Genomic DNA, 25,210 nt, shown 5'->3' on the forward strand with positions numbered 1-25,210 from the left:
GAGGGTATCGGGCGACGAGAACCGCCCGCGCACCGCTCAGGTGTCGGCGCCGACCGCCGATGCCACGTGGGTCACCACTCACTCAGCCAGGAGCAACCGTGCGCACACCCACCCGCGTCACGACCGTCCTCGCCCTCGCCCTTGCCGCAGCGTCGCTGTCGGCCGCGGGCGCGGCGACATCGGCGTCCGCCTCCGCAGCACCTCCGATCGTCCAGGTCGTCGACACCGTCGGCACCGAGTTCTGGACCGCGATCCCGATCACGCTCGGGGAGGCGTCGGTCGAGCAGACCCTGTACGCCTCGCCCACGGCCGACGGGACCGTCACCTTCTCCCGCACCGACGGGACCCTCATCGAGACGCGCAGCCTGGTCGCGGGACAGGTCGAGGCGTTCACGATCCCCAATACCCTGCAGGTCGACGACGCGGACGGCGTCGCCGACCAGGGGATCCACATCGTCTCCACCGCGCCGATCTCGGTCTACGGCGTGGTCTACAGCTCGGGCGCATCGACCGGCTACCAGGCCTTCCCGGTGGACGCGCTCGGCACCACCTACCGGCCGCTGGCCTACGGCGGCCTGGGCACCACGGTCTCCATGGCCAGCCACCTGACCGTCGTCGCCACGGCCGACGGCACCACCCTCACGGTGACCCCGCAGACCACGCTCGGCGCGCGCGCCGCCGGCACGTCGTACGCCGTGACGCTCGACGAGGGTCAGACCTACCAGCTCAGCGGCACCACCGCCGCGCAGGACGTCACCGGCACGCTCGTCGAGGCCGACCGCCCGGTCGCGGTGCTGGCCGGCACCGGGTGCTCCAACGTGCCCACTGGCTCCTTCGCCTGCAATCCGCTCCTGCAGCAGATGACCCCCACCTCCGCCTGGGGCACGACCTTCGTCAGCGCCCGCATCGCCACCCGGACCAAGGGCGACACCTACCGGGTGCTCGCGGACCACGACGACACCGTGGTCAGCGTCGGCGGTGTCCAGAAGGCCACGCTCGACGCGGGCGAGTTCTACGAAGCTGTGCTCCCCGAGGGCGCGACCGACGCCAGCCTCGCCGGCGTGCTGATCGAGACCAGCGAGCCGAGCTTCGTCTCGCAGTACGGCAACGGGATGTCCTACGACAGCTCCCCGGGCGACCCGATGATGATGAGCGTGCCGCCGGCCGGCCAGTACCTGCGGGAGTACGTCGTGGCCGCCCCGGACGTCGATGCCATGCCGGCGATGACGGGCTATCTCAACCTCGTCGCCCCGACGGCCAGCATCGGGCAGGTGCGGGTCGACGGCGACCCCGTGCCGGCCGAGGACTTCGTCGCGGTCGCGGGCTCGGACTTCTCGGTGGCCCAGCTCGAGGTACCGGTCGGACAGCACTCGATCAGCTCCCCGGAGCCGGTCGGCGTCAACGTCTACGAGCTCGGTCAGTACGACGGCTTCGGCTTCACCGGCGGCCAGGCGGCCGAGTCGATCGCGCTCCCGCCGGGCCCGACCGCGACCCCGCAGACCTCGTCGGGGGACGCGGAGGGGCCGCAGTCCGTCACGATCGCCGTCCCGGACGGCCAGACGATCACGCTCGTGGACGGCGACGTCGAGACGACGACCGTCACGGTTCCCGGGCAGGGCACCTACACGCTCGACCCGGTCACCGGCCGCATCACCTTCGCGCCCGTGCCGGGCTTCGCCGGCGCCGCGACCCCGGTGACCTTCCGGGTCAAGGACGGGTTCGGCCGCCACGCCGACGCGACGTACGGCCCGAGCGTGACGCCCCCGGCCGGCCCGCAGGCACAGCCGCTGACGTCCACCGGCAAGGGCGATCAGTCGGTGACGCTCCGGGTGCCGGCCGGTGGCCGCGCGGCGCTCCTCAGCGGCGGGGTCGAGACCAACACGGTCGTCGTCCCCGAGGGCACCTACCTGCTCGACCCGGCCACGAACACCATCTCGTTCGTGCCCAGGCCGGGCTTCACCGGCAAGGCCTCGCCGGTGACGTTCCGGATCCGCGACGCCTACGACCAGTTCGTCGACACGACGTACGTCGCCGAGGTGACCGCCCCGGCCACGACGACCCCGACGGCTCCGGTCTCGCCGGGCGTCGCGGTGAAGCTTCCCCGCCTGGCCAAGGCCAGCGCCGGCGCCGCCGCGTCGGTCCCGGTCACCTGCCAGGCGAAGCGCACCAAGGTCCGCTCCTGCACGGTCACGCTGACCGCACGCGTCGGGGGCACCACGACGGTGATCGGCAAGGGCACCTGGAAGGGCACGCACGGCCGAGTGAAGCTCAACAGCGTCGGCCGGGCACTCGTCGCGACCCCGGGCGGCACCAAGGTCACGGCTCGGCTCGTCGCCCGCACCGCCGACGGCGTCCTGCACGCCGAGCGGTCCAGTCGGGTCGTCAGCAAGCGGTTCACGCTCGTGCGCACCGTCCGCTTCGCGCCGGAGTCGGCGCGGGTCGGTGCCGCCGACCGCACCTGGCTCTCCCGCGTCGGCAGGTCGGCGGGGAAGGCCGCCTCGGTCACCTGCGTCGGCCACGCCGACGCCCAGGGGTCGGCGGCCTGGAACCTGGCGCTGTCGAAGCAGCGAGCGGCCGCAACCTGCGCCGCTCTCGACCTCCCGGGTCGGGTGCGCGTGGTCGTCCGCGCCATGGGTGAGCGCCAGCCGGTGGGCGACAACACCACCTCCGCGGGCCGCGCGCTCAACCGGCGGGCCACGGTGACGTTCCGCTACTGATCGCCCGCACGCAGCATCGCCGAGGCCGTCGTCCCGCTCGGGGACGGCGGCCTCGGCGTGCGTCGGCGGGCGTCCCCACCACCAGCACGCCTCTCCCACAATGGCCGATCCGGGCCATTTCCGACCGCATCCGTCGCGTGTTCAATTCCTATATGACCATGGGGGATGGGGCGCGACGGGGCCGGGGGCGCCCACGGTCGCCCGGCGCCGAGGAGAAGATCCTGCAGGCGGCGCTGGAGGAGTACACCGAGCATGGCTGGTCCGGCTTCACGATGGACGGGGTCGCCCGTCGCTCCGGGTTCGGCAAGTCCACGCTCTACCTGCGCTGGCCCGACAAGGACACGCTGCTGACCGAGGCCGTACGCCGACGCACCCGCACGGTCGCCGAGGCCGACACCGGCTCGCTGCGCGGTGACCTGACGGCGCTGGCGACGGGGGTGTTCCGGGAGTTCGCCGACCCGGAGGGGTGGGCCGGGTTCCGGATGGTCGTGGAGACCGCCAGTGCGTCGCAGGCGCTCGGTGGATTCACCAGCGAGGTGAGCGGATCCCACCGCGAGGTCATCGAGGCGGTCTTCCGCAGGGCTCGGGAGCGGGGCGAGATCGGCGCACGGATCGAGCCCTTCGCGGTCACCGACCTGATCTACGGCGCGGCCCTGTTCTTCGTCCTCGGGCGCCGTCTGGACCACCGGGAGGTCACCGAGGAGGATCTCTCCACCCGGGTCGAGCAGGTCGTCGAGGTCATGCTCGGCGGGCTGCGCTGAGGCGGCCCCGGCGTACGTCGGCCCGATCCCGGGAGATTTGACCAGATTGGGCATACCGACGGTCCCTGTCTGGTGTTTGAATCAGCCATGACCACGGGGGAGGGACCGCGGCGGGGACGAGGTCGACCACGCACTCCGGGCGCGGAGGAGCGGATCCTGGACGCCGCCCTGGCGGAGTACGGCGAGCACGGCTGGTCCGGCTTCACGATGGACGCGGTCGCGCGCCGGGCCGGGGTCGGCAAGTCGACCGTCTACCTGCGCTGGAGCGACAAGGACGCGCTGCTGACCGACGCGGTGGCCAGCCACGGGCTGGAGCTGACCGCGGTCGACACCGGCTCGCTCGCGGGCGACCTCACCCAGCTCGCGCTGAACCTGCTGCGGCACTTCCACGGCGCCGCCGGCTGGGCCGCGCTGCGGATCACCTTCGACACCGCCAGCGTCGACGACCGCCTGGGCGACTTCGCCGAGGCGGTCAACGAGGTCCACGGTCGTCAGGTCGAGCAGATCTGCCTCCGGGCGATCGAGCGCGGAGAGATGGCCGAGGACATCCCGATCACCGCGGTCACCGAGACGATCTACGGCGCCGCGATGGTCCACGCGCTCTCGGAGCGGCTCGAGGCCCGCGCCGACAGCGACGTCGAGGTCGAGGCCCGGGCCCGGCACATCGTCGCGATGATCCTGCCCGGCATCTCGACCATGCCCGGCACTACCTGAGCAGGTCGACGACCGCGGCCGTCAGGGCCCGGGCGTACGTCGCGCGCCCGCGCGCGGAGGTCATCCGCGCCGCGTCGACGGGATCGCGCATGTTGCCCAGCTCGACCATCGCGGTCGGGATCCGCGAGAGGTTCAGCGTGGCCAGGTCGGTGCGCACGTCGAGCCCGTCGCCGCCGGCGAGGTAGGTGGCCACCCGGAGGCCCTCACCGCGCAGCTCCGCGCGGACCGCCCGGGCCAGCCGACCGGAGCCGCGCGCCGCGTCGGGAGCGACGATCACGTGGAACCCCCGAGCGCCGCGGGCGAGGCTGCCGTCGGCGTGGATGCTCAGCTTCAGGTCCGCCCGCGGGCGGTTGCCGGCGCGGCCCCGCGCGTCGACGCACGGACCCCACCGGCGGTCGCTGTTGCTGCTCCGGGTGAGCCGCACGGTCGCGCCCATGCGCTCGAGCCGCTCCCGCACCAGCCGGGCGACCTGCCAGTTCAGGGTCGCCTCCGGGTAGCCGCGGTTCGTCGACGTCCCCGTGGTGTTGCAGGCCTTGCGACCGCCGCGTCCGTCGGGGACCGGCCGGTTGATCCGGCGCGGGAAGTTGTGATTGCCGAGCTGGTGCCCGGGGTCGAGCACGACCACCCGGCCGGCCAGTGCCGCACCGCCCTCGCGGTGGGCCGGCTCGGGCTCGACGCGCTCGGCGTACGCCGGCGCCGCGGCCAGCAGCAGCGCGAGGAGCGACGGCCCGAGACGGCGCAGGAACATCCGCCAACCCTAGATGAGGCGTTCCCCGGGGCGCTCGGTCCGGCTGGCTATTCTCGGCGCCATGAGCTGGCTGGTCACGGGTGGAGCGGGATACATCGGGTCGCACGTCACGAAGGCGCTGCTGGAGGCGGATCTGCGACCCGTCGTCATCGACGACCTGTCCTCGGGCCACGCCGAGTTCGTGCCGGCGGGTGTCCCGTTCGTCGAGGCGTCCATCCTCGACGAGGCCGCGGTCGCCGACGCGCTGCGCAGCCACGAGGTCGAGGGCGTCATCCACCTGGCCGGCTTCAAGTACGCCGGGGTCTCGGTGTCGCGGCCGCTGCACACCTACGACCAGAACGTCACCGGCACCGTGCACCTGCTCCGGGCCATGGAGACGGTCGGCGTGCGGTGCCTGGTCTTCTCCTCGAGCGCGGCGACCTTCGGGACACCCGACGTCGACCTGGTCACGGAGACCACGCCGACCGGCCCCGAGTCGCCGTACGGCGAGAGCAAGCTGATCGGCGAGTGGCTGATCGCCGACGTGGCCCGGACGAGCGGGCTCCGGCACACCTCGCTGCGGTACTTCAACGTCGTCGGCTCCGGCTCGCCGAGCCTCTACGACACCAGCCCGCACAACCTCTTCCCGCTGGTCTTCGACGCCCTGGTCGAGGGCCGGGTGCCGCACATCAACGGGACGGACTACCCCACGCCAGACGGCACCTGCGTGCGCGACTACGTCCATGTCGGCGACCTGGCCCACTCCCATGTGGTCGCCGCGCGCCGGCTGCTCGCCGGCGACGCACTGGAGACCGTCTACAACCTCGGCAGCGGCGACGGCGCCTCGGTGCGGCAGATCATGGACACGGTGCGCGACGTGACCGGCATCGACTTCGAGCCCGAGATCCGCGACCGCCGGGCCGGGGACCCGGCCCGGATCGTCGCGAGCGGCGAGCTCGCCGCCCGCGACCTCGACTGGGAGATGCGGCACGACCTGCGCGAGATGGTGCGGTCGGCGTGGGAGGCCCGCCGCCAGGCGGCGGCGCCGGCCTGAGCCGCTCCGATGCCGGCTCCGGTCGATCCGGACCGGCTCAGCTCGGTCGCCACGCCGGATCGCGGCCGATGAACCCCAGCATCCGGGTCTGCACGTCCGCGTCGGCGGGCACGTCGACGCGCGCGCCGTACTGGCCGCTGCCGCGCAGCACCTCCTCGATCGGCTCCATGCCGGCGAGCAGCTCGGCGCACGTCTCCGGGTCGAGGGTCTCGTCCTGGCCGGTCGCCCGGGCGAGGTCCCACGTGTGCATGAAGACGTCGCTGGTGTAGAAGCGGTCCACGGCCTCCGGCAGCGCCACCTCGCCGATGTGCGGGTTGCTGAGTACCCGGCCGCCGGTCGCCGGGTCGTCCAGCAGCGCCTGCACCGCCTCCGCCTGGGACCGCCAGGCACCGACCGGGTCGTCGTCGGCCGACGGACCGGAGGGCAGGCTGACATCGGAGCCGGACGCCAGGAAGCCGGGGAACCACTCGCCGAGGTGGCGGACGACGTCCCGCGCCGTCCAGCCGTCGACCGGCGCCGGCGCGTCCCAGTCCGTCGTGCCCTCGACCCGTCGCGTGAACCCCGCCGCCACCTCGCGGTGCCGCTCGGCGGGGTCGCTCATGCCTCGGACTCCAGGAGCGCGTCCAGCTTCTCGTAGCCCTCGACCACCCCGACGTCCATGCCGCTCGCGACGATCTGGTCGCGGAGCTCGATCGACTCCACCACCGAGGTCGCGACGATCCGGCAGCGGTCGTCGTCGAGCGCCTCGAACGCCATCGCCTCGAGGCTGACCCCGTCGGGGGCACCCTCGAACGAGAACGTCTGCACCAGCCGCTCGGGAGCCCGCACCTCGTGGAAGGAGCCCCAGAAGCCCATCTCGAAGGATCCGGAACCGTCGCGTGCCGTGTAGCGCCACTCCCCTCCGGTGCGGGCGTCCCACACGTCGACGGTGGTGTCGATGCTGCGCGGCCCGATCCACCGGACGAACAGCTCCGGGTCGGTCCAGGCGCGGAAGACCCGCTCCCGCGGCGCGTCGAACTCTCGGATGATCCGGATGACCGGCAGGTCCGGGTCCGCCTCGATCCGGGTCGGGTTCCGTGTCTTCATGATGCCTCTCCTTCTGCTCGGGCCGGCGACTCCGTCGCGGCCATCTCCTCCAGCACGGCGTCGAGCCGGCTGAACCGTTCCTCGGCTTGGCGCCGGTAGCGCTCGATCCAGGCGGTCATCAGGTCCAGCACCTCCGCCTCGAGGTGCACCGGCCGGCGCTGGGCGTCACGGGAGCGGCTGACCAGACCGGCCTCCTCGAGCACCTTGAGGTGCTTGGAGACGGCCTGGACGCTCACGGCGTACGGCGCCGCGAGCTCGCCCACGGTCGCGTCGCCGCTCGCGGCGAGCCGCGCGACCAGATCGCGCCGCGTGGGGTCCGCCAGGGCCTGGAACACCCGGGACAGCTGGTCGGCCACCGCGACCTCCTTATTCAACTGATTGGTTGAGAAGACCGTAGGCGCGCACTCCACGAGTTGTCAACCATCAGGTTGTGAACGATTCCCGGCGGATCGCTCAGGTCCGACCGGGTCGCGCCGATGGACGGGGCGGCACTGTGAGTGGAAGCGAGGGGTTGATGCACCCGATGCTGACGGACGGCGGCGAGCCCGAGGAGTCCCCGGTGACGTCCTTCGAGGACTGGTGCGCGTCGATGGAGCTGCACCCCGAGGACTCCCGCGCCTGGCCGCTCTACGAGGCGCGGACGGGCGCCGAAACCTGTCCGAACCTTGTCGACGACTTCCCTCAATCGCCTGCGCATCCCCAGAATTAGGTAAAGGATCGTAGCCGTTTGACGGGGCCCGGCCGTGCCGACGAGCCGGGGCGATGACTCATGGGACTGGTATGACGCTGCTCTCGGTCAAGGGGACCGGAACACTCGGACCGCCCAGCCGCGCCCTGCGCTACCTGCCCGTCTCCGCGCTGCTGCTCGACCTCGCCGTGATGGCCGGCGTCTTCGCGCTGGCCGTTCTCGGCCGCAGTCGCCTCACCCTCTTCGACAACCTGGCCGACGTGTCGGCCGACGTGATGGTCGTCGGGCCGCTGGCGCTGCTCGGCTGGCTGGTGCTGATCGCGGCGCTGGGCGGCTACCGCGACGACCTGTTCGGCGCGGGCACCGACGAGTACAAGCGGGTCCTCCACGCCAGCCTCGCCGCCGCCGGCCTGCTCGGGGTCGGCTGCTACCTGGCCAAGTTCCAGCTCTCGCGTGGCTTCTTCGTGCTCGCCTTCGGTCTCGGCATCCCGGCGCTCCTGTTCGGCCGCTACCTGCTCCGCCGGGCGGTGCACCGGGCCCGCCGCCAGGGTCGGCTCCGCTACCGGGTGCTGATCGCCGGCTCGCCCACGCACGTCGACGAGGTCGCCGCGGTGCTCCGGCGCGAGTCCTGGCTCGGCTACCACGTCGCCGGCGCCCTGGTGCCCGCCAAGGACGTCGGCGAGGAGACCGCGGCCGGCATCCCGATCCTGGGTGCCACCGAGCGGGCCACCGAGCTTGCGCGCGCCCGGGACGCCGACGTCATCTTCTTCGCCGGAGGCGCCCTCACCTCGCCCACCCAGCTGCGCCGGATCGCGTGGGACCTGGAGCGCGACGAGGTCCAGGTCGTGATGGCCCCCAGCGTCACCGACGTCTCCAACGAGCGGGTCCGGATGCGACCGGTCGGCGGGCTGCCGCTCATCCACATCGACCCGCCCCGGGCGACCGACGCGTCACGCTGGGGCAAGCGGCTCTTCGACATCGTCGGCTCGGTCGCGCTGATCGTGGTGTTCTCACCGATCTTCCTCTTCGCCTCGGCCCGGGTCTGGATGCACGACCGCGGCCCGATCCTCTTCCGGCAGACCCGGATCGGTCGCGACGGAGGGGAGTTCACCTGCCTCAAGTACCGCACGATGGTCGTGAACGCCGACCGGTTCATCGCCCGGATGCAGGCCGACCTCGGGCAGAGCGCGCTGCTGTTCAAGGTGAAGGACGACCCGCGGATCACCGCACCCGGCAGGTGGCTGCGCCGCTACTCGATCGACGAGCTCCCGCAGCTGTTCAACGTGCTCCGCGGAGACATGAGCCTGGTCGGGCCGCGCCCCCAGGTCGCCCGCGAGGTGGCGCTCTACGACAGCGCGATGGCGCGACGACTGAGGGTGCGTCCCGGCATGACCGGGCTGTGGCAGGTCTCCGGCCGGAGCGAGCTCAGCCTCGAGGAGGCGATCCGGCTCGACCTCTACTACGTCGACAACTGGTCGATGCTGCAGGACCTCTCGATCCTCGGCCGCACGCTCGGCGCCGTGTTCAGCTCGCGCGGCGCCTACTGATCTCGCCATCCGGCACAATCGCCCCATGCCGACCGCGCTCATCACCGGGATCACCGGCCAGGACGGGCTCTACCTGGCCGAGCTCCTGGTGGCCAAGGGGTACGACGTCCACGGCCTGATCCGCGGCCAGAACAACCCGAAGCTCGACCTGGTGCGCCGACTGCTGCCCGAGGTGCGGCTGCACCACGGCGACCTCACCGACATGTCGAGCCTGATCCGGGCGCTGCGCGAGTCCCAGCCCGACGAGGTCTACAACCTCGGCGCGGTCTCGTTCGTCGCCTACTCCTGGGAGAACGCCGCCCTCACCACCGACGTGACCGCCAAGGGCGTGCTCAACATGCTCGAGGCGGTGCGCCTGCACGCCGGCGACCGCCCGGACTCCGTGCGGTTCTACCAGGCGTCGAGCTCGGAGATGTTCGGCAAGGTGCAGGAGGTCCCGCAGCGGGAGTCGACGCTGCTGTGGCCGCGCTCGCCGTACGGCGTCAGCAAGGTCTTCGGCCACTACATGACGATCAACTACCGCGAGTCCTACGGGATGCACGCCTCGTCGGGCATCCTCTTCAACCACGAGTCGCCGCGGCGCGGGCCCGAGTTCGTCACCCGCAAGATCAGCGAAGCGGTGGCGCGGATCAAGCTCGGTCTCCAGGAGGATGTCGTCCTCGGCAACCTGGACGCCGAGCGCGACTGGGGATACGCCGGTGACTACGTCGAGGCGATGTGGCTGATGCTCCAGCAGCCGACCGCCGACGACTACGTGGTCGCGACCGGCGAGACGCACTCGATCCGCGACTTCCTCGACGTCGCCTTCGACCACGTCGGCGTCGACGACTGGACGTCGTACGTGCGGCAGGACGAGCGGTTCATGCGCCCCGCCGAGGTCGACCAGCTCATCGGCGACGCCAGCAAGGCGCGCGACGTGCTCGGCTGGAAGCCGAAGGTCCCCTTCGAGGCACTGGTGACCATGATGGTCGACGCCGACCTCGCGGCGATCCAGCAGGGCTGGTGAGATGGCCCGCGCGTTCGTCACGGGAGCCACCGGGCAGGACGGGTCCTATCTCGTCGAGCGCCTGCTGGCCGAGGGCGTCGACGTGCACGCCCTGGCCAGCCCGCACGAGCCCGTCCCGGCCATCGAGGGCGTCGAGGTGCACGTCGGCGACCTCCTCGACGGCGAGCGGATCCGCACGCTGCTCCTGGAGGTCTCGCCCGACGAGGTCTACAACCTCGCCGCGCTGAGCTCGGTCGCCCGATCCTGGGAGCAGCCCGACCTCACCGCCCGGCTCAACGGCACGGCGGCGGCGGCACTGATGGAGTCCGCCTGGCAGCTGCAGGAACACACCGGCCGCGCCGTGCGCTTCGTCCAGGCGTCGAGCGCCGAGATCTTCGGCGAACCCGAGCTCGCGCCGCAGGGCGAGCGCACACCGGTCCGGCCGCTCAACCCCTACGGCGCCGCCAAGGCGTTCGCACACCTCTCCGCGCACGTCTACCGGCAGCGCGGGCTGCACGCCACGAGCGTGATCCTCTACAACCACGAGTCGCCGCGCCGACCGCGCCAGTTCGTCACCCGCAAGATCACCTCCACGGTTGCCGAGATCGCGCTCGGGCGTGCCGAGACGCTGACCCTCGGCAACCTCGACGCCCGGCGCGACTGGGGCTGGGCCCCCGACTACGTCGACGCGATGGTCCGGGCCGCCCGGGCGGACCAGGCCGCCGACTTCGTCGTCGCCACCGGCGTGAGCCACTCCGTCCGAGACTTCGCCGCCGCCGCCTTCGACCGCGCCGGAGTGCCCGACTGGGAGGCGCGACTGCTGGTCGACGAGGCACTCGTGCGACCGGCCGACGCGACGGAGCTGGTCGGCGACGCCTCGCGGGCGCGCGACGTCCTCGGCTGGGCACCGACGGTGCCGTTCGAGGAGCTGGTCGGCCGGATGGTGAACGCCGACCTCGCCGCTCTCGCCGACTGAGCGCGCGAAGGCCGGCCCTCCCCCAGGTCGCGATGGCGGCGCAGCGTCGCGTGGGGTCGACCCCTCGGGCGATCCCTGCGGTTCTGGGGTGTTGCATCGGCCGAGAAGCGCAGGAATACCCGGTGAACCGGGAATTCCCGCACAGACGCCGACCCGTCAGTCCTCCAGCAACCGCAGCAGGTAGCGCCCGTAGCCGCTCTTCAGCAGCGGCTCGGCGCGGGCGGCGAGCTGCTCGTCGTCGAGGAAGCCCATCCGCCAGGCGGCCTCCTCGGGCGCCCCGATCTTGGTGTCCTGCCGGTGCTCGATCGCCCGCACGTAGTTGCCCGCGTCGTTGAGGTCGTCGAAGGTCCCGGTGTCGAGCCAGGCGACGCCGCGCTGCAGAACCTCGACCTGGAGCCTGCCCTCGTCGAGGTAGGTGCGGTTCAGGTCGGTGATCTCGAGCTCGCCGCGCGCGGACGGCTGCAGCGCCTTGGCCCGCTCGACGACGCTCGCGTCGTAGAAGTAGAGGCCCGGCACCGCGTAGCTGCTCTTCGGCTTCGCAGGCTTCTCCTCGAGCGAGACCGCGCGCATCTCGTCGTCGAACTCCACCACGCCGTACGCCGTGGGGTCGGCCACCCGGTAGCCGAACACGGCCGCGCCCTCGAGGTCGCGGAACCGACTGAGCTGGGTGCCGAGGCCGGGGCCGTAGAAGAGGTTGTCGCCGAGCACCAGGCCGGCGACGCTGTCGCCGACGTGCTCCTCGCCGATGATGAAGGCCTGCGCCAGCCCGTCCGGGCTCGGCTGCACGGCGTAGCTGATCGCGATGCCGAACTGGCTGCCGTCGCCGAGCAACCGGCGGAACTGCTCGGCCTCGTGCGGCGTCGTGATCACCAGGATGTCGCGGATCCCGGCCAGGATCAGCGTCGACAGTGGGTAGTAGATCATCGGCTTGTCGTAGACCGGCATCAGCTGCTTGCTCACGGCGAACGTGATCGGGTGCAGCCGCGAGCCGGTGCCACCGGCCAGGATGATTCCGCGCATGGTGCCCGATCGTACGGTTCTCGAATCGGCGGCGGGGTGACTGCCTCATAGGATCACCCGCATGGACCGCATCCTCGTGACCGGCGGCGCCGGCTTCATCGGCTCCAACTTCGTGCACCACGTGGTCGCCAACACCCGGGCGCACGTGACCGTGCTCGACAAGCTCACCTACGCCGCGACCCAGGAGTCGCTCGAGGGGATCCCCGACGACCGGGTCACGCTCGTCGTCGGCGACATCGCCGAGCCCGACGTGGTCGAGCCGCTGGTGGCCGAGACCGATGCCGTCGTGCACTACGCCGCCGAGTCGCACAACGACAACAGCCTCTCCGACCCCGGCCCCTTCATCCGGACCAACGTGGTCGGCACGTTCACGCTGCTGGAGGCGGCCCGCAAGCACGACAAGCGCTTCCACCACGTCTCCACCGACGAGGTCTACGGCGACCTCCCCCTGAGAGAGGAGAGCCTGGACGACCCCAAGCGATTCACCGAGGACACGCCGTACAACCCGTCCTCGCCGTACTCCGCGTCCAAGGCCGGCTCCGACCACCTGGTCCGCGCGTGGGTGCGCTCCTTCGACGTGCGCGCGACGATCTCGAACTGCTCGAACAACTACGGCCCGTGGCAGCACATCGAGAAGTTCATCCCGCGCCAGATCACCGAGGTCATCGACGGCCGGCGCCCGCGGGTCTACGGCGACGGCCGCAACGTCCGCGACTGGATCCACACCGAGGACCACTCCTCCGCCGTGCTCGCGATCCTGGAGCGCGGGCACATCGGCGAGACCTACCTGATCGGCGCCGACGGCGAGCGGAACAACCTCGAGGTCGTGCAGGCGATCCTGCGTCACTTCGGCCGCAGCGTCGACGACATCGAGTTCGTGCGCGACCGTGCCGGGCACGATCGTCGCTACGCCATCGAGTCCGGCAAGCTGCGCCACCACCTGGACTGGCACCCGCAGTACCAGGACTTCGACGCCGGCCTGAAGGCGACGATCGAGTGGTACGTCGCGAACGAGGCCTGGTGGCGGCCACACAAGGACGCCGTCGAGGCCGCCTACGCCGCGAAGGGGCAGTGATGAGCCTGCCGGCCCTGGAGACCACGCCGATCCCGGGACTGGTGGTGCTCCGGCTGGACCTGCGCGAGGACGCCCGCGGCTGGTTCAAGGAGAACTGGCAGCGCGAGAAGATGGTCGCGCTGGGGCTGCCCGACTTCGGCCCGGTGCAGAACAACATGTCCTACAACGCCAAGCGCGGCACCACCCGCGGCATCCACACCGAGCCGTGGGACAAGTTCGTCTCGGTGGCCAACGGCCGGGCCTTCGGCGCGTGGGTCGACATGCGCGAGGGCGAGACGTTCGGCGCGGTCCACACGGTCGAGCTCGACCCCGCCACGGCGGTGTTCGTGCCCCGAGGCGTCGGCAACAGCTACCAGACGCTCGAGGACGGAGTCACCTACTCCTACCTGGTCAACGAGCACTGGCGTCCGGCCACGGCCTACCCCGCCCTCGACCTCGCCGACGAGACGGCCGCGATCCCGTGGCCGATCCCGCTGGACTCCCCCGAGGCCGAGATCTCGGAGAAGGACCAGCGCAACCCCCGCCTCGGCGACGTCACGCCGATGCAGCCGAAGAAGACGCTCATCATCGGCTGCCACGGCCAGCTCGGTCGCGCGCTGCAGGCCGACTTCCCGGGCTCCGACCTCGTGGACCTCGCTGAGCTCGACGTCACCGACGCCGACGCCGTGGCGGCGTGGCCCTGGCACGAGTACGCGCTGGTGCTCAACGCCGCCGCCTACACCGCCGTCGACGCGGCGGAGACCGCCGAGGGGCGGCGTACGGCGTGGGCCGCGAACGCGGGCGCCCCGGCCACCCTGGCGCGGCTGGCGCGCGAGCACGGCTTCACGCTGGTGCACTACTCCTCGGAGTACGTCTTCGACGGGACCGCCGAGGAGCACGCCGAGGACGAGCCGCTCTCCCCGCTCGGGGTGTACGCCCAGACCAAGGCCGCCGGCGACATCGCCGTCGCCACCGCGCCGCGCCACTACCTACTGCGCACGTCCTGGGTGATCGGGGACGGCAACAACTTCGTGCGCACCATGCAGCGACTCGCGGCCGACGGCGTCTCACCGAGCGTGGTCGACGACCAGCGCGGCCGGCTGACCTTCACCACGGAGCTGTCCCGGGCGACCCGGCACCTGGTGGACACCGGCGCGGCGCACGGCATCTACAACCTCAGCAACGGCGGACCCGTGCGGTCGTGGGCCGAGATCGCGAAGGCCGTCTTCCGGCTCTCCGGGCGAGACGAGGACGACGTGACGCCGACGACCACCGCCGAGTACTTCGCCGGCAAGACGGCGTACTCCCCGCGGCCACTCAACAGCGCGCTGAGCCTGGCCAAGATCGAGGCGACCGGCTTCGTCCCGGAGGACGCGACGGCGGCCCTGGAGCGCTACGTCAGCGCCGGCGGGTGAGGTTCGTGAGCGCCGGGCGCACGTCGGCGAGGTAGACGAACGCCGCGATCGTGAACACCAGGTTGAGCAGGCCGATCGGCCCGCCGCCGAGGATCAGCTGCACGGCCAGCCCGAGCCCGAGGATGATCGTCCACGCCGGCTTCGTGAGCTTGCCGGCCGCCGTGTAGTGCTCCGCCGACCACATCAGCGAGCTGATGAAGGCGAAGAGCTTCACCGCGAGCAGCACGAGCTCGACGACGAGCATCACGCCCATCTCGAAGTTCATCACCGTCAGCACACGCACAGCCTACGTGCGATCGAGGTGGTTGCGCCCACGGTGGTTCAGGAAGGTGCGCCAGCGCCTGTCTCGAAACCCACCGCGCAGGCCACGGTGGTTGAGCCCTGCGCACGGTGGTTGAGGAAGGTGCGCCAGGGCCTGTCTCGAAACCCACCGCGCAGGCCACGGTGGTTGAGCCCTGCGCACGGTGGTTGAGGAAGGTGCGCCAGGGCCTGTCTCGAAACCCACCGCGCAGGCCACGGTGGTTGAGCCCTGCGCACGGTGGTTGAGGAAGGTGCGCCAGCGCCTGTCTCGAAACCCACCGCGCGCAGGCCACGGTGGTTGAGCCCTGCGCACGGTGGTTGAGGTGCGAGGAGCGCCAGCGACGAGCCTCGAAACCACCGCAGGACCTGAGAGCGTCAGTCGCCGACCTTCGCGGCGGCGTCGGCGGTCGCCTTGGTCGCCTTGGTCGCCTTGGCGGCAGTCTTCTTCGCCGCGGTCGTCGTGGCCTTCGCGCTGCTCCGCGGCGCCTTCGACGTCTTCTTGGCCGTCGAGGTGGCCTTCTTGGTGGTGGCCGCCGTGGTCTTCTTCGCGGCCTTCGTGGCCTGGGTCCTGGTCGTCTTGGCCTTGGCGACCGTGGTCTGCGCGGCGGCGGCCGTCTCGTCGGTCGACTGCTGGGTACGGATCCGGCGGACCAGGGTCTCGCCGCGCTGGGTGAGGTCGGCGTACGTGGCGTTGGCGTCGGCCTGGAGCTCGGCGACCCGCTTCTCGACCGCCTCCCGGCGTGCCTGGGCGTCCTTGGAGAGCGCGTCGACCTGGGCGGTCACGACCGTGACGGCCTGGTCGCGCAGCGCCTTCGGCTCGAGGTCGAGCCCGGAGATACGGGTCTGGACGTCGTGCTGCACGTCGGCGAACCGCTTCTGGAGGTCGGCAACCGCCTCGCGGACGTAGCCGACGACGACGTCGGTCGCACCGACACCGGCGTACAGCGGGCGGGCCACCTCGGCCGGGAGCTCGAAGCCGGCCAGGTCGAGGGTGGGCAGTTCGAACCTGGGCATGGGGGGTTACTCCTTCGGTTGGGTCGTCGCGTTGAGAGCGAGGAACGACGCGTAGACGTCGAGCAGCGACTGCTTCTGTCGCTCGGTCAGCGCGGAGTCGCCGAGGATGGCGAGCTCGACGGAGCCGCCGGCCCACTCCTCGGGACTGACGATCCCCGCCCGCACGTAGAGCTGCTCGGCGGAGATGCGCAGCGCCTTGGCCAGCTGCTGCAGGACCTGGGCGGACGGCCGGCGCAGGCCGCGCTCGATCTGGCTCAGGTACGGGTTCGACACGCCGGCCTGCTCGGCGAGCTGACGCAGCGACAGCTCGGCGCTCTCGCGCTGCTGTCGCAGGTAGTCGCCGAGGGTTTCGACGGTCTTGCCGACCTTTCCCTTCGCCATGCCTCCACTGTGCTTGCTGCTGCTAGCACATGCAAGCCACGAAGATGTGAGACCGTCCACAGAAAAAGCCGGATGGGTGCGAACACCAGCAAGCACCCCGGGCACTTCAAGAGTTCTTCAAGGCGGTGCCCCACCCTGGCCGCTCGCCTACCATCGAGGCGTGGACAGGCTCACCTGTGCGACCCGCGACTACGCCTGGGGATCGACCTCGCTGATCCCCCGGTTCCTCGGGGTGACCCCCGATGGCCTTCCGCACGCAGAGCTGTGGGTCGGCGCGCACCCGGGAGACCCGGCCGGCCTGCCCGACGGGACCCGGCTCGACGACCACATCCGCGACCACGCAGAGTCGAGCCTGGGCGCCCCGACCCTGGAGACCTTCGGACCCCGCCTGCCCTACCTGGTCAAGGCGCTCGCGGCCGCCGAGCCACTGTCGCTGCAGGTCCACCCGACCAGTGAGCGCGCCCGCATCGGCTACGACCTCGAGGACCAGGCCGGCATCCCGCTCGGCGCGCCCGAGCGCAGCTACCAGGACCGGTTCCACAAGCCCGAGCTGATCGTGGCGGTCACCCGCTTCGAGGGGATGGCGGGCTTCCGCGACGTCGAGAAGACAACCCGCATCCTGCGGATGCTCGAGCACCCGTGGGCCGACCGGGTCGCCAAGGAGCTCGACGCGGCTCCGCCGTTCCAGGCCCTGCACGGCGTGGTCGGCGAGATGCTCGACCAGAGCGGCGACCCGCTCCGCCGACTGATCGGCGAGATCGCCGATGCCGCGGTCGCGGCCGAGGAGCGCGGGCACCAGCTGACCCGCACCGCCGGCCGGATGTACCTCGACCGGGCGAGCGTCGAGCGCGAGAGCACCCGGCTCTTCGCGCAGACCACGCAGCTGGCGCGGCAGTACCCCGAGGACCCGGGCGTCCTGGTGACCCTGCTGCTCAACCACGTCGTGCTCTCCCCGGGCGAGGCGATGTTCCTCGACGCCGGCGTCGTCCACGCCTATACCTCCGGCTTCGGCATCGAGATCATGGCGTCGTCCGACAACGTCGTCCGGGCCGGGCTCACCCCCAAGCACGTCGACGTCCCCGAGCTGCTCCACATCGCGAGCTTCACGCCGATCCCGGCGCCGATCTGGGAGCCGACGCCGGTCAGCGCCAACACGCTGCGCTATGCGCCTCCGGTCGCCGAGTTCACGCTCTCGGTGACCCGTGCCCCGGAGACGCGCCTGCCCGCGGCGGGGCCGCGCACGCTCCTGTGCCTCGACGGCGAGGTCGACGTGGTCGCCGGCGACGCCAGCCACCGGCTCCGGCAGGGAGAGTCACTCTTCGTGCCGCACTCCGACGGCGCGCTCGAGCTGGACGGCGACGGCACCGTCGCGATCGCGAGCGTGCCGACCGGTGGTTGAGATGCTCCGGAGCGAGGAACGAGCGGAGGAGCCTCGAAACCTCGTAGGCCGGGAAGCAGGGTCCGGAAGGGGTGGTTTCGAGGCTCGGGCCTGGCGGCCCTCGCACCTCAACCACCTAGGGCACCTCAACGACCGTGGCGGTCACCCGACCGGCGGCCAGTTCCGGGGCCGGTCGACCCATGGTCGGCCCTCGTGCTGGACCGCCTCGACGTCGGCGTCGACCATGATCCGGACAAGCTCCTCGGTGTGCACCGTGGGACGCCAGCCGAGCTCGCGCTCGGCGCGACGGGCGTCGCCGATCAGCTCGCCGGACTCGGTCGGCCGCAGGTAGCGCTCGTCGAGACGCACGTGCTTCTCCCAGTCGAGCCCCGCATGCTCGAAGGCCGCGACGACGAAGTCGCGAACCGTGAAGCTCCGGCCGGTCGCCAGCACGTAGTCGCGGGGCCGGTCACCTTGGAGCATGCGCCACATGCCCTCGACGTACTCCGGCGCGTAGCCCCAGTCACGCACCGCGTCGAGGTTGCCCATGTAGAGGTAGTCGGTGAGCCCGGCCTGGATGCGGGCGACGGCCCGGCTGATCTTGCGGGTCACGAAAGTCTCGCCGCGCCGGGGCGACTCGTGGTTGAAGAGGATGCCGCTCACGGCGTACATGCCGTAGCCCTCGCGGTAGGTCGCCGTCGCCCAGTGGGCGTAGAGCTTGGCGGCGCCGTAGGGGGAGAGCGGCCGACAGACGGTGTCCTCGTCCTGGGGCGCCGGCGCCACGCCGAACATCGCCGAGCTGGACGCCTGATAGAAGCGGCAGTCGAGGTCGGCGGTGCGGATCGCCTCGAGCAGCCTGACGACGCCGAGGCCGACGGTGTCGCCGGTGTACTCGGGCTCGTCGAAGCTGACGCCGACGTGGGACTGCCCGGCCAGGTTGTAGACCTCGTGCGGCTCAATCCGGCGCAGCAGCCTCGTGAGCCGGGACTCGTCGGTGAGATCGGCGTAGTGCAGGAAGAGCCGCGCGTCCGGGTCGCGGGGATCCTGGTAGAGATGCTCGATCCGCGAGCTGTTGAAGGTCGAGGCGCGGCGTCGCAGCCCGTGGACCTCGTAGCCCTTCGCGAGCAGCAGCTCCGCGAGATAGGAGCCGTCCTGCCCGGTGATCCCGGTGATCAGAGCCCGTCGCGTCACCGGCACAGCGTGTCATACGACGGTGCGCGACGGCCGGGTACCGAAGTGGTTGCGCCGAGAGGTCATACGGAGGGTGCAACCCCTTGCTCCGTCCGCATGACGTTGTGGGGACCCACCACTCACAGAACGGCGCGAATCTCTCCGACCTCACGCCCCCCGCCGAGCAGCGGCACGCGGCCGGTGCGTCGTACGGCCTCGCCGTCGACGCCGGCCTCCTCGTCGACACCCGAGCGACGGAGGGCGGCCACCAGGACGACCGGCCAGGCCCGCATCGCGCCGTCGTCGACCTTGAGCGCGAACGCCCTGCCGTCCGCGAGGGCCAGGGCGAAGCATCCTTCCGCCCCCATCTTGGCGACGGCGCCCGGGATGGCGTCCAGGAGGACGCGCTCGTCCCGGCGCGTGCCCGACACCCACGCGGGATGCTGTCGGATCGCGTCGGCGATCAGGCGCTCCGGCCCGGAGTCCGCGCTCGCGATCCTGCGGAAGGCCCGAGCCAGCCCGGCCAGGGAGGCCGAGAGCAGGGGCGCCCCGCAGCCGTCGACCGCCTGCTGGGCGGGCTCGGCCGTCAGCTCCTCGTACGTGGTCCGGATCGCCCGCTGCAGCGGATGGTCGGGGTCGAGGTAGGAGACCGGATCCCAGCCGTTGATCGCGCAGGTGACGAGCATCGCCGCGTGCTTGCCCGAGCAGTTCATCTGCAGCGACGTCCGCTCCCCGCCCGATCGGAGCACCGCGTCGCGCTCGGTGTCGTCGAGCGGGAAGTCGGGCGGCGTCTGCAGCAGCTCTTCCGACAGGCCGGTGGTGGCGAGGATCCGGCGTACGCCCTCGAGGTGGAAAGGCTCGCCCGAGTGCGACGCCGAGGCGAGCGCGAGCAACTCCGGGGGCAGGTCGAGCCCCAGCCGCACCATGGCGAGCGCCTGGATCGGCTTGTTGCACGATCGCGGCAGGATCGGCTCGTCGACGCCGCCGACGGACCAGCCGGTGCCGCCGGTCGCGTCGAGCGCGAGCACCGCGCCGCGGTGGTGGCCCTCGACGAATCCGGAGCGGACCAGCTCGGCCACGACGGGGGCATTAGGCATGGGTGCACATTAACTTCACTGGGAATGGCAAGATTGCCGCCGTGCCGAACGCAGCTCCGCCGCAGTACTGCCCCACGCCCCGGGAGCTCGACGACGTCGAGCTGCTGGCGATCGGGGCTCTCGCGCCGACGGTCGCCTTCGGCGAGGCGGACAGTCCGGTCACGCTGACCCTTCCGCCCGACGTCGCCGACGCGGCGGCGGCGGCCGGCGCGGTCGAGCTCGTCGACCCCGAGGGCCTGCCCCTGGCCCGGGTCGGCGTGCCGGACGGCGAGGTGACGCCGCTCACCCACGCGCAGTACGGGCCGTTCCGCCGCCTCTACCTCTCCCCCGCCCGGGTGCGCGAGCGGTACGCCGGACGGACCGTCGTCCCGGTCGTCGACGCTCTCACCGACGAGCAGATCGACGACATCGGGGCGACCGGCCCGGTCCTGCTCCTCGCGCTCGTCGGCCACGGCACCCCCGAGCTCCCGGCGACCGGCCTGATCCGGGCCACGCTGGCGGCCGCGGCGCTGATGCCGGACGCCGCCGTCGTCGCGGTCCCGCTCGCCTCCCACGACGACGCTGAGACCGACCACGCGCTCGGCCTCCAGGTCGTCGCCAACTACGCCGGCCCCGACCCCATCCGCGCGGTCGCCGCGCGGGTTGCCGCCACGATGGTGGAGGAAGGCGCGCCACCGCCCGACACCACGGTGGTTGAGGAAGGCGCGCCACCGCCCGACACCACGGTGGTTGAGGAAGGCGCGCTAGCGCCTGTCTCGAAACCCACCTACCCACCCGCCATCCAGGCGATCGTCGACCAGGAGCGACCCGACCCGGTCGACCAGGGCCTCGTGCTCTTCTTCACCGGCCTGTCCGGCAGCGGCAAGTCGACGCTCGCCCGGGCCCTGATGGACCGGATCCTCGAGCAGGGCGCCCGGACGGTGACCAGCCTCGACGGCGACGTCGTCCGCCGCCACCTGTCCGCCGGCCTGACCTTCTCCAAGGCCGACCGGGAGACCAACATCCGCCGGATCGGCTGGGTGGCCGCCGAGATCTCCCGGCACGGCGGTCTCGCGGTGTGCAGCCCGATCGCACCCTTCGACGAGACCCGCCAGCAGGTGCGGACGATGGTCGAGGACGCCGGTGGCGCCTTCTTCCTCGTCCACGTGGCGACGCCGCTCGAGGAGTGCGAGCGGCGCGACCGCAAGGGGCTCTACGCCAAGGCCCGGCGCGGCGAGATCCCCGAGTTCACCGGCATCTCCTCGCCCTACGAGGATCCCGAGGACGCGGACGTCCGCGTCGACACCACCGGCCGCAGCATCGAGGACGCGCTCGACGACGTCATCGACGCCCTGGCGGAGGCCGGCTACCTCGACCTGCGCGACGACGAGGGTGGTTTCGAGGCTCAGGCGCCAGGGCGCCTTCGCACCTCAACCACCGACCCGGTGGTTGAAGTGCGAGGAGCGCCAGCGACGAGCCTCGAAACCACCGACCCGGGCAACACGGTGGTTGAGGAAGGCGCGGCACCGCCGGACGCCACGGTGGTTGAGGAAGGCGCGCTAGCGCCTGTCTCGAAACCACCCCACCCGGACGACCCCCTCGGCGTCCTCTTCGTCTGCACCGCCAACATCTGCCGCTCGCCGTACATGGAGCTCGCCGCCCGCGGGCTCGCCGGCACCGACGGCGCCGTGGTCTTCTCGGGGGCGGGCACCCACGGCTCGGCCGGTGGGGCGTTCGACGCGGAGATGGCCGGGATCTACCGCCAGGCGGGGGGCAGCGACGGGCACACGTTCAGCAGTCGCCCGCTCACCACCGACCTGCTGCGGGACGCCGACCTGGTGCTCACTGCGGAGAGCTCCCACCGCCAGTTCATCCTCGACGACCACCCGGCGCTGTTCCGCAAGGTGTTCACGCTCGGCCAGTTCGCCGAGGTCGTCCGCAACGGGGACGCCGACCTGGCCGGACGCGAGCTGATCGCGTACGCCGCGGAGCACCGCGGCCCGGCTGACCCGGAGCTCGACGTACCGGACCCCTACCGCCGTGGGCCGGAGGCGGCCCGGACGTGCGCCCAGCAGCTCGACGAGCTCCTGCGCGTCGTCGTGCCGGCACTCACCGGCGCGGGGAGGATCGACGGATGAGCGAGGTGATCACCACCGGGTTCTTCTCGATCCTGGCGGCCGGCTTCTTCGTGGGCGTGATCGTCGGTCTCACCGGCATGGGTGGCGGCGCACTGATGACGCCCGCGCTGATCTTCCTCGGCGTCGGCGACGCGGCCACCGTGGTGACCGCCGACCTCACCGCCGCCGCGATCTACAAGACCGGCGGCGCGGTGGTGCACGCAAAAGAGGGCTCGCCCAACCTGACCCTCGCGAAGTGGCTGATTATCGGGTCGGTGCCGATGGCGCTGCTCGGCCCGTGGGTGATCCACCGGCTCGCGGGCGGGTCCCCGGACACGCTCGACGAGCTGCTCAAGCTGTGCATCGGCTTCGCGCTGCTGCTGGCCGCCGCGACGTACGCCCTGCGCCTCTACATCAACCTGCGCCGGGTCCGAGGCGGGGCGCCGGAGGCCGATCCGAACCCGCACATCCGCCCGCTGGCGACGCTGCTGGTCGGCGCCCTCGGCGGCCTGCTCGTCGGCATCACCAGCGTCGGCTCCGGCTCGGTCATCATGATCGCGCTGCTGATGCTCTACCCCGGCCTGTCGGCCGTGAAGCTGGTCGGCACCGACCTCGTGCAGGCGGTCCCGCTCGTGCTGGCGGCCGCCATCTCGAACATCGCCATCCACGGCATCGACTGGTCGATCCTGGTGCCGCTCGTGCTCGGCTCGCTGCCCGGCACGCTGCTCGGCAGCCGGATCGCCCCGAGGGTGCCGCAGTCGATCATCCGGCGCGGGATCGTGATCGTGCTCACCATGTCGGGCATCGCCCTGCTCGACAAGGCGGGCTGGGCACCGCTCGGCAAGGAGGACACCCACCCGATGCTGATCGCACTGGTCGGCGTCGCGATGCTGGTGCTGGTGCCGTTCATCTGGGGCCTGCTGCGCAAGGGGCAGGGCCTCCCCATGTTCGGGGCGCCCACCGTGGCCGAGCTCGACGACGTCGAGTACGACCCCGAGAGGGTCCGAGATCGAGGCTGAGGGGATCCTCGGCTCACCTACCTGCTGCAGTACTTGATCTCCAGCGTGCGTTCGCGGGCAGCGAGCCAGTCGGCGAGATGACCCTCGCCGTCCACTGCCGATCGCAGCTGTTCGGCGAGACGATGGTCCATCGTGACGAGTGCGTCGTCGGCCTCCAGCGCGGCAGCCGTGATCCAACAGTCGTTGTGCGACACCTTCCTGCTGACCGCCGAGCTCACGACACCGAACAGATGCGCCTGCTCCGCGCTTGCCGACAACGGCACCACCGTCAGCTCCTCCCGGCTGAACCTCAGGGTGGCGCCGCGCCTTGCCTTCGTGGCCTCGTCAGGCGCTTCCAGGACGCCTCGCTCGAGTTCGCCGAGCGTCACCGCGTGGATTGCCGGCACACCATCGTCGGCAGCCTCCAGCAGCCATCGCACCAGACCAGCGTCCTGCAGCTCGACCCAGCCGATGACCGCCGACGTGTCGAGCATCAACCCCACAGCGCGTCGTCCTTCGCCGCCTGGGCCGCGAGGTCGGCCTGCTTCGAGTCCACCAGCTCCTCGAACGCGCCGGTGTCACCGGACGACACCTGCTCCGCCTTCGCGACCAGTGTCTCGATCGGCCGGAGGTTGTGCGCGGGGCGGATCTCGGCGACGCGGTCACCGCGGCTGGTCAGGTAGACCACGTCACCCGCGCGCACCGCCTCGAGCACCCGCGACGTGTGGTTCCGGAGCTCCCTGATGCCGAATTCACGGACGGCCATGACCCCGAACGTAGCACTTTCCATGAAGAAGGTGCTACACGTTTCCCGAGCGCGACATCCACTCAGTCGCGACCGTAGATGTCGCGGGTGTAGACCTTCTCGGCGACGTCCTCGAGCACGTCGGTGCGCCGGTTGGCGACAATCACGTCGGCGCGCTCCTTGAACTCGCCCAGGTCGCGCACCACCTCGGCGTCGAGGAAGACCTCGCCGTCCAGGGCCGGCTCGTAGACGATCACCTCGACACCCTCGGCCCGGATCCGCTTCATCACGCCCTGGATCGAGGACATCCGGAAGTTGTCCGAGCCCGACTTCATCACCAGCCGGTGGATGCCGACGGTCCGCGGCTGGCGGCGGAGGATGTCGGCGGCCACGAAGTCCTTGCGCGTGGTGTTGGCCTCCACGATGGCGCTGATCAGGTTCTGCGGGACGTCGCGGTAGTTGGCCTGCAGCTGCTTGGTGTCCTTCGGCAGGCAGTAGCCGCCGTAGCCGAAGCTCGGGTTGTTGTAGTGGCTGCCGATGCGCGGGTCCAGACCCACGCCCTCGATGATCTGGGCGGTGTCGAGGCCGTGCGTCGCGGCGTACGTGTCGAGCTCGTTGAAGTAGGCGACGCGCAGCGCGAGATAGGTGTTGGCGAACAGCTTGATCGCCTCGGCCTCGGTGGAGTCGGTGAGCAGCACCGGTACGTCGTCGTCCTCGGCGCCCTCGAGCAGCAGGTCGGCGACCAGCTTGCCCGCCTCACCACGGTCGCCGACGACGATGCGTGAGGGGTGCAGGTTGTCGTGGAGCGCACGGCCCTCGCGCAGGAACTCCGGGCTGAAGACGATGCAGGTGTCCGGGTGCTCCTCGCGCAGCCGCCGGGTGAAGCCGACGGGCACCGTCGACTTGATCACCACCACGGCCGACGGAGTGACCGCGAGCACCTCCGCGACGACCGACTCCACCGAGCTGGTGTCGAAGAAGTTGGTGCGCGGGTCGTAGTCGGTGGGCGTGGCGACCACGGCCACCTCGACGTCGGCGTACGCCGCCTTCCGGTCCGAGGTCGCAGTCAGCCGGAGGTCGCACTCGGCGAAGTACTCCTCCAGCTCCGGATCCTCCAGCGGGGACACCCGGCGGTTGACCTGGTCGATCCGACCGGGATCGAGGTCGACGGCCCAGACGTCGTGCCGTCGGGCGAGGATGACGGCGTTGGAGAGTCCGACGTACCCGAGGCCGACGATGGCGATCTTCACCCCCCGAGCCTAGGCGGGTGACCACCCCCGTGGGCGG

26 protein-coding genes are annotated in these 25,210 nt (G+C 71.4%); 13 read left to right on the plus strand and 13 right to left on the minus strand.

Annotated features, from left to right (window positions below):
* Positions 1-98: 98 nt before the first annotated feature.
* The 3 genes from FHU40_RS09920 (at position 99) to FHU40_RS09930 (ending at position 4,192) form a co-directional block, all read left to right on the plus strand.
* Positions 99-2,717, plus strand: coding sequence for an OmpA family protein (locus FHU40_RS09920; protein ID WP_183592019.1), 2,619 nt, complete (start codon positions 99-101; stop codon positions 2,715-2,717).
* A 152-nt stretch (positions 2,718-2,869) separates the two neighbouring features.
* Complete coding sequence (locus FHU40_RS09925) at positions 2,870-3,478, plus strand: TetR/AcrR family transcriptional regulator (RefSeq protein ID WP_183592020.1); 609 nt, start codon at positions 2,870-2,872, stop codon at positions 3,476-3,478.
* Positions 3,479-3,565: 87 nt separating this feature from the next.
* Positions 3,566-4,192, plus strand: coding sequence for a TetR/AcrR family transcriptional regulator (locus tag FHU40_RS09930; protein WP_183592021.1), 627 nt, complete (start codon positions 3,566-3,568; stop codon positions 4,190-4,192).
* On the opposite strand, the gene FHU40_RS09935 is transcribed toward FHU40_RS09930, so the two are convergent.
* Entirely contained in the window at positions 4,185-4,940 is a 756-nt protein-coding gene (locus FHU40_RS09935) for an N-acetylmuramoyl-L-alanine amidase (RefSeq protein ID WP_183592022.1), read from the minus strand. The two genes, FHU40_RS09930 and FHU40_RS09935, sit on opposite strands and share 8 nt — an antisense overlap.
* Positions 4,941-5,001: 61 nt before the next feature.
* On the opposite strand from FHU40_RS09935, the gene galE reads away from it, so the two are divergent.
* The gene (gene galE, locus FHU40_RS09940; protein WP_183592023.1) at positions 5,002-5,973 is read left to right on the plus strand and encodes a UDP-glucose 4-epimerase GalE; all 972 of its coding nucleotides are present in this window, start codon (positions 5,002-5,004) and stop codon (positions 5,971-5,973) included.
* A 37-nt stretch (positions 5,974-6,010) separates the two neighbouring features.
* On the opposite strand, the gene FHU40_RS09945 is transcribed toward galE, so the two are convergent.
* Genes FHU40_RS09945 through FHU40_RS09955 form a run of 3 tightly spaced genes read right to left on the minus strand, consistent with a single transcriptional unit; the run spans position 6,011 to position 7,415 of the window.
* On the minus strand, positions 6,011-6,574 hold the full coding sequence (locus FHU40_RS09945) for a TIGR03086 family metal-binding protein (RefSeq protein ID WP_183592024.1): 564 nt from the start codon (positions 6,572-6,574) through the stop codon (positions 6,011-6,013).
* Complete coding sequence (locus FHU40_RS09950) at positions 6,571-7,059, minus strand: SRPBCC family protein (protein WP_183592025.1); 489 nt, start codon at positions 7,057-7,059, stop codon at positions 6,571-6,573. Before FHU40_RS09950 ends, FHU40_RS09945 begins: the two co-directional genes overlap by 4 nt.
* A complete protein-coding gene (locus tag FHU40_RS09955; RefSeq protein ID WP_183592026.1) occupies positions 7,056-7,415 on the minus strand; it encodes a metalloregulator ArsR/SmtB family transcription factor in 360 nt (119 codons plus the stop codon). Before FHU40_RS09955 ends, FHU40_RS09950 begins: the two co-directional genes overlap by 4 nt.
* A gap of 203 nt (positions 7,416-7,618) precedes the next feature.
* Here FHU40_RS09955 and FHU40_RS09960 point away from each other — a divergent pair, with 203 nt between their 5' ends.
* From FHU40_RS09960 to FHU40_RS09975, 4 genes are all read left to right on the plus strand, one after another.
* The gene (locus tag FHU40_RS09960) at positions 7,619-7,768 is read left to right on the plus strand and encodes a hypothetical protein (RefSeq protein ID WP_183592027.1); all 150 of its coding nucleotides are present in this window, start codon (positions 7,619-7,621) and stop codon (positions 7,766-7,768) included.
* A gap of 71 nt (positions 7,769-7,839) precedes the next feature.
* Complete coding sequence (locus FHU40_RS09965) at positions 7,840-9,294, plus strand: sugar transferase (RefSeq protein WP_183592028.1); 1,455 nt, start codon at positions 7,840-7,842, stop codon at positions 9,292-9,294.
* Between the two features lie 25 nt (positions 9,295-9,319).
* Positions 9,320-10,300: a GDP-mannose 4,6-dehydratase gene (gene gmd, locus FHU40_RS09970; protein ID WP_183592029.1), complete on the plus strand. Its 981-nt coding sequence runs from the start codon at positions 9,320-9,322 to the stop codon at positions 10,298-10,300.
* 1 nt (position 10,301) lies between these two features.
* A complete protein-coding gene (locus FHU40_RS09975) occupies positions 10,302-11,255 on the plus strand; it encodes a GDP-mannose 4,6-dehydratase (protein ID WP_183592030.1) in 954 nt (317 codons plus the stop codon).
* Positions 11,256-11,411: 156 nt separating this feature from the next.
* Here the strand turns inward: FHU40_RS09975 and rfbA are convergent, their stop codons facing one another.
* The gene (gene rfbA / locus FHU40_RS09980; protein WP_183592031.1) at positions 11,412-12,275 is read right to left on the minus strand and encodes a glucose-1-phosphate thymidylyltransferase RfbA; all 864 of its coding nucleotides are present in this window, start codon (positions 12,273-12,275) and stop codon (positions 11,412-11,414) included.
* 61 nt (positions 12,276-12,336) lie between these two features.
* Here rfbA and rfbB point away from each other — a divergent pair, with 61 nt between their 5' ends.
* Entirely contained in the window at positions 12,337-13,350 is a 1,014-nt protein-coding gene (gene rfbB, locus FHU40_RS09985; protein ID WP_183592032.1) for a dTDP-glucose 4,6-dehydratase, read from the plus strand.
* Positions 13,350-14,744: a sugar nucleotide-binding protein gene (locus FHU40_RS09990; RefSeq protein ID WP_183592033.1), complete on the plus strand. Its 1,395-nt coding sequence runs from the start codon at positions 13,350-13,352 to the stop codon at positions 14,742-14,744. The genes rfbB and FHU40_RS09990 overlap by 1 nt, the downstream gene beginning before the upstream one ends.
* On the opposite strand, the gene FHU40_RS09995 is transcribed toward FHU40_RS09990, so the two are convergent.
* From FHU40_RS09995 to FHU40_RS10005, 3 genes are all read right to left on the minus strand, one after another.
* On the minus strand, positions 14,728-15,021 hold the full coding sequence (locus FHU40_RS09995; protein WP_215525388.1) for a DUF2516 family protein: 294 nt from the start codon (positions 15,019-15,021) through the stop codon (positions 14,728-14,730). The two genes, FHU40_RS09990 and FHU40_RS09995, sit on opposite strands and share 17 nt — an antisense overlap.
* 398 nt (positions 15,022-15,419) lie before the next feature.
* On the minus strand, positions 15,420-16,058 hold the full coding sequence (locus FHU40_RS10000; RefSeq protein WP_183592034.1) for a hypothetical protein: 639 nt from the start codon (positions 16,056-16,058) through the stop codon (positions 15,420-15,422).
* A gap of 6 nt (positions 16,059-16,064) precedes the next feature.
* The gene (locus FHU40_RS10005) at positions 16,065-16,439 is read right to left on the minus strand and encodes a helix-turn-helix domain-containing protein (RefSeq protein ID WP_183592035.1); all 375 of its coding nucleotides are present in this window, start codon (positions 16,437-16,439) and stop codon (positions 16,065-16,067) included.
* 160 nt (positions 16,440-16,599) lie between these two features.
* On the opposite strand from FHU40_RS10005, the gene manA reads away from it, so the two are divergent.
* Positions 16,600-17,838: a mannose-6-phosphate isomerase, class I gene (gene manA, locus FHU40_RS10010; RefSeq protein ID WP_183592036.1), complete on the plus strand. Its 1,239-nt coding sequence runs from the start codon at positions 16,600-16,602 to the stop codon at positions 17,836-17,838.
* 141 nt (positions 17,839-17,979) lie between these two features.
* On the opposite strand, the gene gmd (FHU40_RS10015) is transcribed toward manA, so the two are convergent.
* Together gmd (FHU40_RS10015) and FHU40_RS10020 are read right to left on the minus strand one after the other, a co-directional pair.
* Positions 17,980-19,008, minus strand: coding sequence for a GDP-mannose 4,6-dehydratase (gene gmd / locus FHU40_RS10015; protein WP_183592037.1), 1,029 nt, complete (start codon positions 19,006-19,008; stop codon positions 17,980-17,982).
* 119 nt (positions 19,009-19,127) lie between these two features.
* Positions 19,128-20,084, minus strand: coding sequence for an asparaginase (locus FHU40_RS10020; RefSeq protein ID WP_183592038.1), 957 nt, complete (start codon positions 20,082-20,084; stop codon positions 19,128-19,130).
* Positions 20,085-20,125: 41 nt separating this feature from the next.
* Between FHU40_RS10020 and cysC the strand changes: the two genes are divergently transcribed.
* Together cysC and FHU40_RS10030 are read left to right on the plus strand one after the other, a co-directional pair.
* Positions 20,126-22,201 (plus strand): adenylyl-sulfate kinase, encoded by a 2,076-nt coding sequence (gene cysC, locus FHU40_RS10025; RefSeq protein ID WP_183592039.1) that lies wholly within the window; start codon positions 20,126-20,128, stop codon positions 22,199-22,201.
* The gene (locus FHU40_RS10030) at positions 22,198-23,199 is read left to right on the plus strand and encodes a sulfite exporter TauE/SafE family protein (protein WP_183592040.1); all 1,002 of its coding nucleotides are present in this window, start codon (positions 22,198-22,200) and stop codon (positions 23,197-23,199) included. Before cysC ends, FHU40_RS10030 begins: the two co-directional genes overlap by 4 nt.
* 17 nt (positions 23,200-23,216) lie before the next feature.
* On the opposite strand, the gene FHU40_RS10035 is transcribed toward FHU40_RS10030, so the two are convergent.
* From FHU40_RS10035 to FHU40_RS10045, 3 genes are all read right to left on the minus strand, one after another.
* Positions 23,217-23,672: a type II toxin-antitoxin system VapC family toxin gene (locus tag FHU40_RS10035; RefSeq protein WP_246390512.1), complete on the minus strand. Its 456-nt coding sequence runs from the start codon at positions 23,670-23,672 to the stop codon at positions 23,217-23,219.
* Positions 23,672-23,944, minus strand: coding sequence for a type II toxin-antitoxin system Phd/YefM family antitoxin (locus FHU40_RS10040; protein ID WP_183592042.1), 273 nt, complete (start codon positions 23,942-23,944; stop codon positions 23,672-23,674). Before FHU40_RS10040 ends, FHU40_RS10035 begins: the two co-directional genes overlap by 1 nt.
* Before the next feature lie 62 nt (positions 23,945-24,006).
* Positions 24,007-25,173: a nucleotide sugar dehydrogenase gene (locus FHU40_RS10045; RefSeq protein ID WP_183592043.1), complete on the minus strand. Its 1,167-nt coding sequence runs from the start codon at positions 25,171-25,173 to the stop codon at positions 24,007-24,009.
* Positions 25,174-25,210 lie beyond the last annotated feature (37 nt).

Source organism: Nocardioides soli (genome assembly GCF_014191495.1).
GTDB lineage: Bacteria > Actinomycetota > Actinomycetes > Propionibacteriales > Nocardioidaceae > Nocardioides > Nocardioides soli.

Bases quoted from the DNA above. Each gene is read 5' to 3' on its own strand.
- FHU40_RS09925 (WP_183592020.1), top strand. From the start codon at position 2,870: ATGACCATGGGGGATGGGGCGCGACGGGGCCGGGGGCGCCCACGGTCG.
- FHU40_RS09930 (WP_183592021.1), top strand. From the start codon at position 3,566: ATGACCACGGGGGAGGGACCGCGGCGGGGACGAGGTCGACCACGCACT.
- FHU40_RS09935 (WP_183592022.1), bottom strand. From the start codon at position 4,940: ATGTTCCTGCGCCGTCTCGGGCCGTCGCTCCTCGCGCTGCTGCTGGCC.
- galE (WP_183592023.1), top strand. From the start codon at position 5,002: ATGAGCTGGCTGGTCACGGGTGGAGCGGGATACATCGGGTCGCACGTC.
- FHU40_RS09945 (WP_183592024.1), bottom strand. From the start codon at position 6,574: ATGAGCGACCCCGCCGAGCGGCACCGCGAGGTGGCGGCGGGGTTCACG.
- FHU40_RS09950 (WP_183592025.1), bottom strand. From the start codon at position 7,059: ATGAAGACACGGAACCCGACCCGGATCGAGGCGGACCCGGACCTGCCG.
- FHU40_RS09965 (WP_183592028.1), top strand. From the start codon at position 7,840: ATGACGCTGCTCTCGGTCAAGGGGACCGGAACACTCGGACCGCCCAGC.
- gmd (WP_183592029.1), top strand. From the start codon at position 9,320: ATGCCGACCGCGCTCATCACCGGGATCACCGGCCAGGACGGGCTCTAC.
- FHU40_RS09975 (WP_183592030.1), top strand. From the start codon at position 10,302: ATGGCCCGCGCGTTCGTCACGGGAGCCACCGGGCAGGACGGGTCCTAT.
- rfbA (WP_183592031.1), bottom strand. From the start codon at position 12,275: ATGCGCGGAATCATCCTGGCCGGTGGCACCGGCTCGCGGCTGCACCCG.
- rfbB (WP_183592032.1), top strand. From the start codon at position 12,337: ATGGACCGCATCCTCGTGACCGGCGGCGCCGGCTTCATCGGCTCCAAC.
- FHU40_RS09990 (WP_183592033.1), top strand. From the start codon at position 13,350: ATGAGCCTGCCGGCCCTGGAGACCACGCCGATCCCGGGACTGGTGGTG.
- FHU40_RS10000 (WP_183592034.1), bottom strand. From the start codon at position 16,058: ATGCCCAGGTTCGAACTGCCCACCCTCGACCTGGCCGGCTTCGAGCTC.
- FHU40_RS10005 (WP_183592035.1), bottom strand. From the start codon at position 16,439: ATGGCGAAGGGAAAGGTCGGCAAGACCGTCGAAACCCTCGGCGACTAC.
- FHU40_RS10020 (WP_183592038.1), bottom strand. From the start codon at position 20,084: ATGCCTAATGCCCCCGTCGTGGCCGAGCTGGTCCGCTCCGGATTCGTC.
- FHU40_RS10030 (WP_183592040.1), top strand. From the start codon at position 22,198: ATGAGCGAGGTGATCACCACCGGGTTCTTCTCGATCCTGGCGGCCGGC.
- FHU40_RS10035 (WP_246390512.1), bottom strand. From the start codon at position 23,672: ATGCTCGACACGTCGGCGGTCATCGGCTGGGTCGAGCTGCAGGACGCT.
- FHU40_RS10040 (WP_183592042.1), bottom strand. From the start codon at position 23,944: ATGGCCGTCCGTGAATTCGGCATCAGGGAGCTCCGGAACCACACGTCG.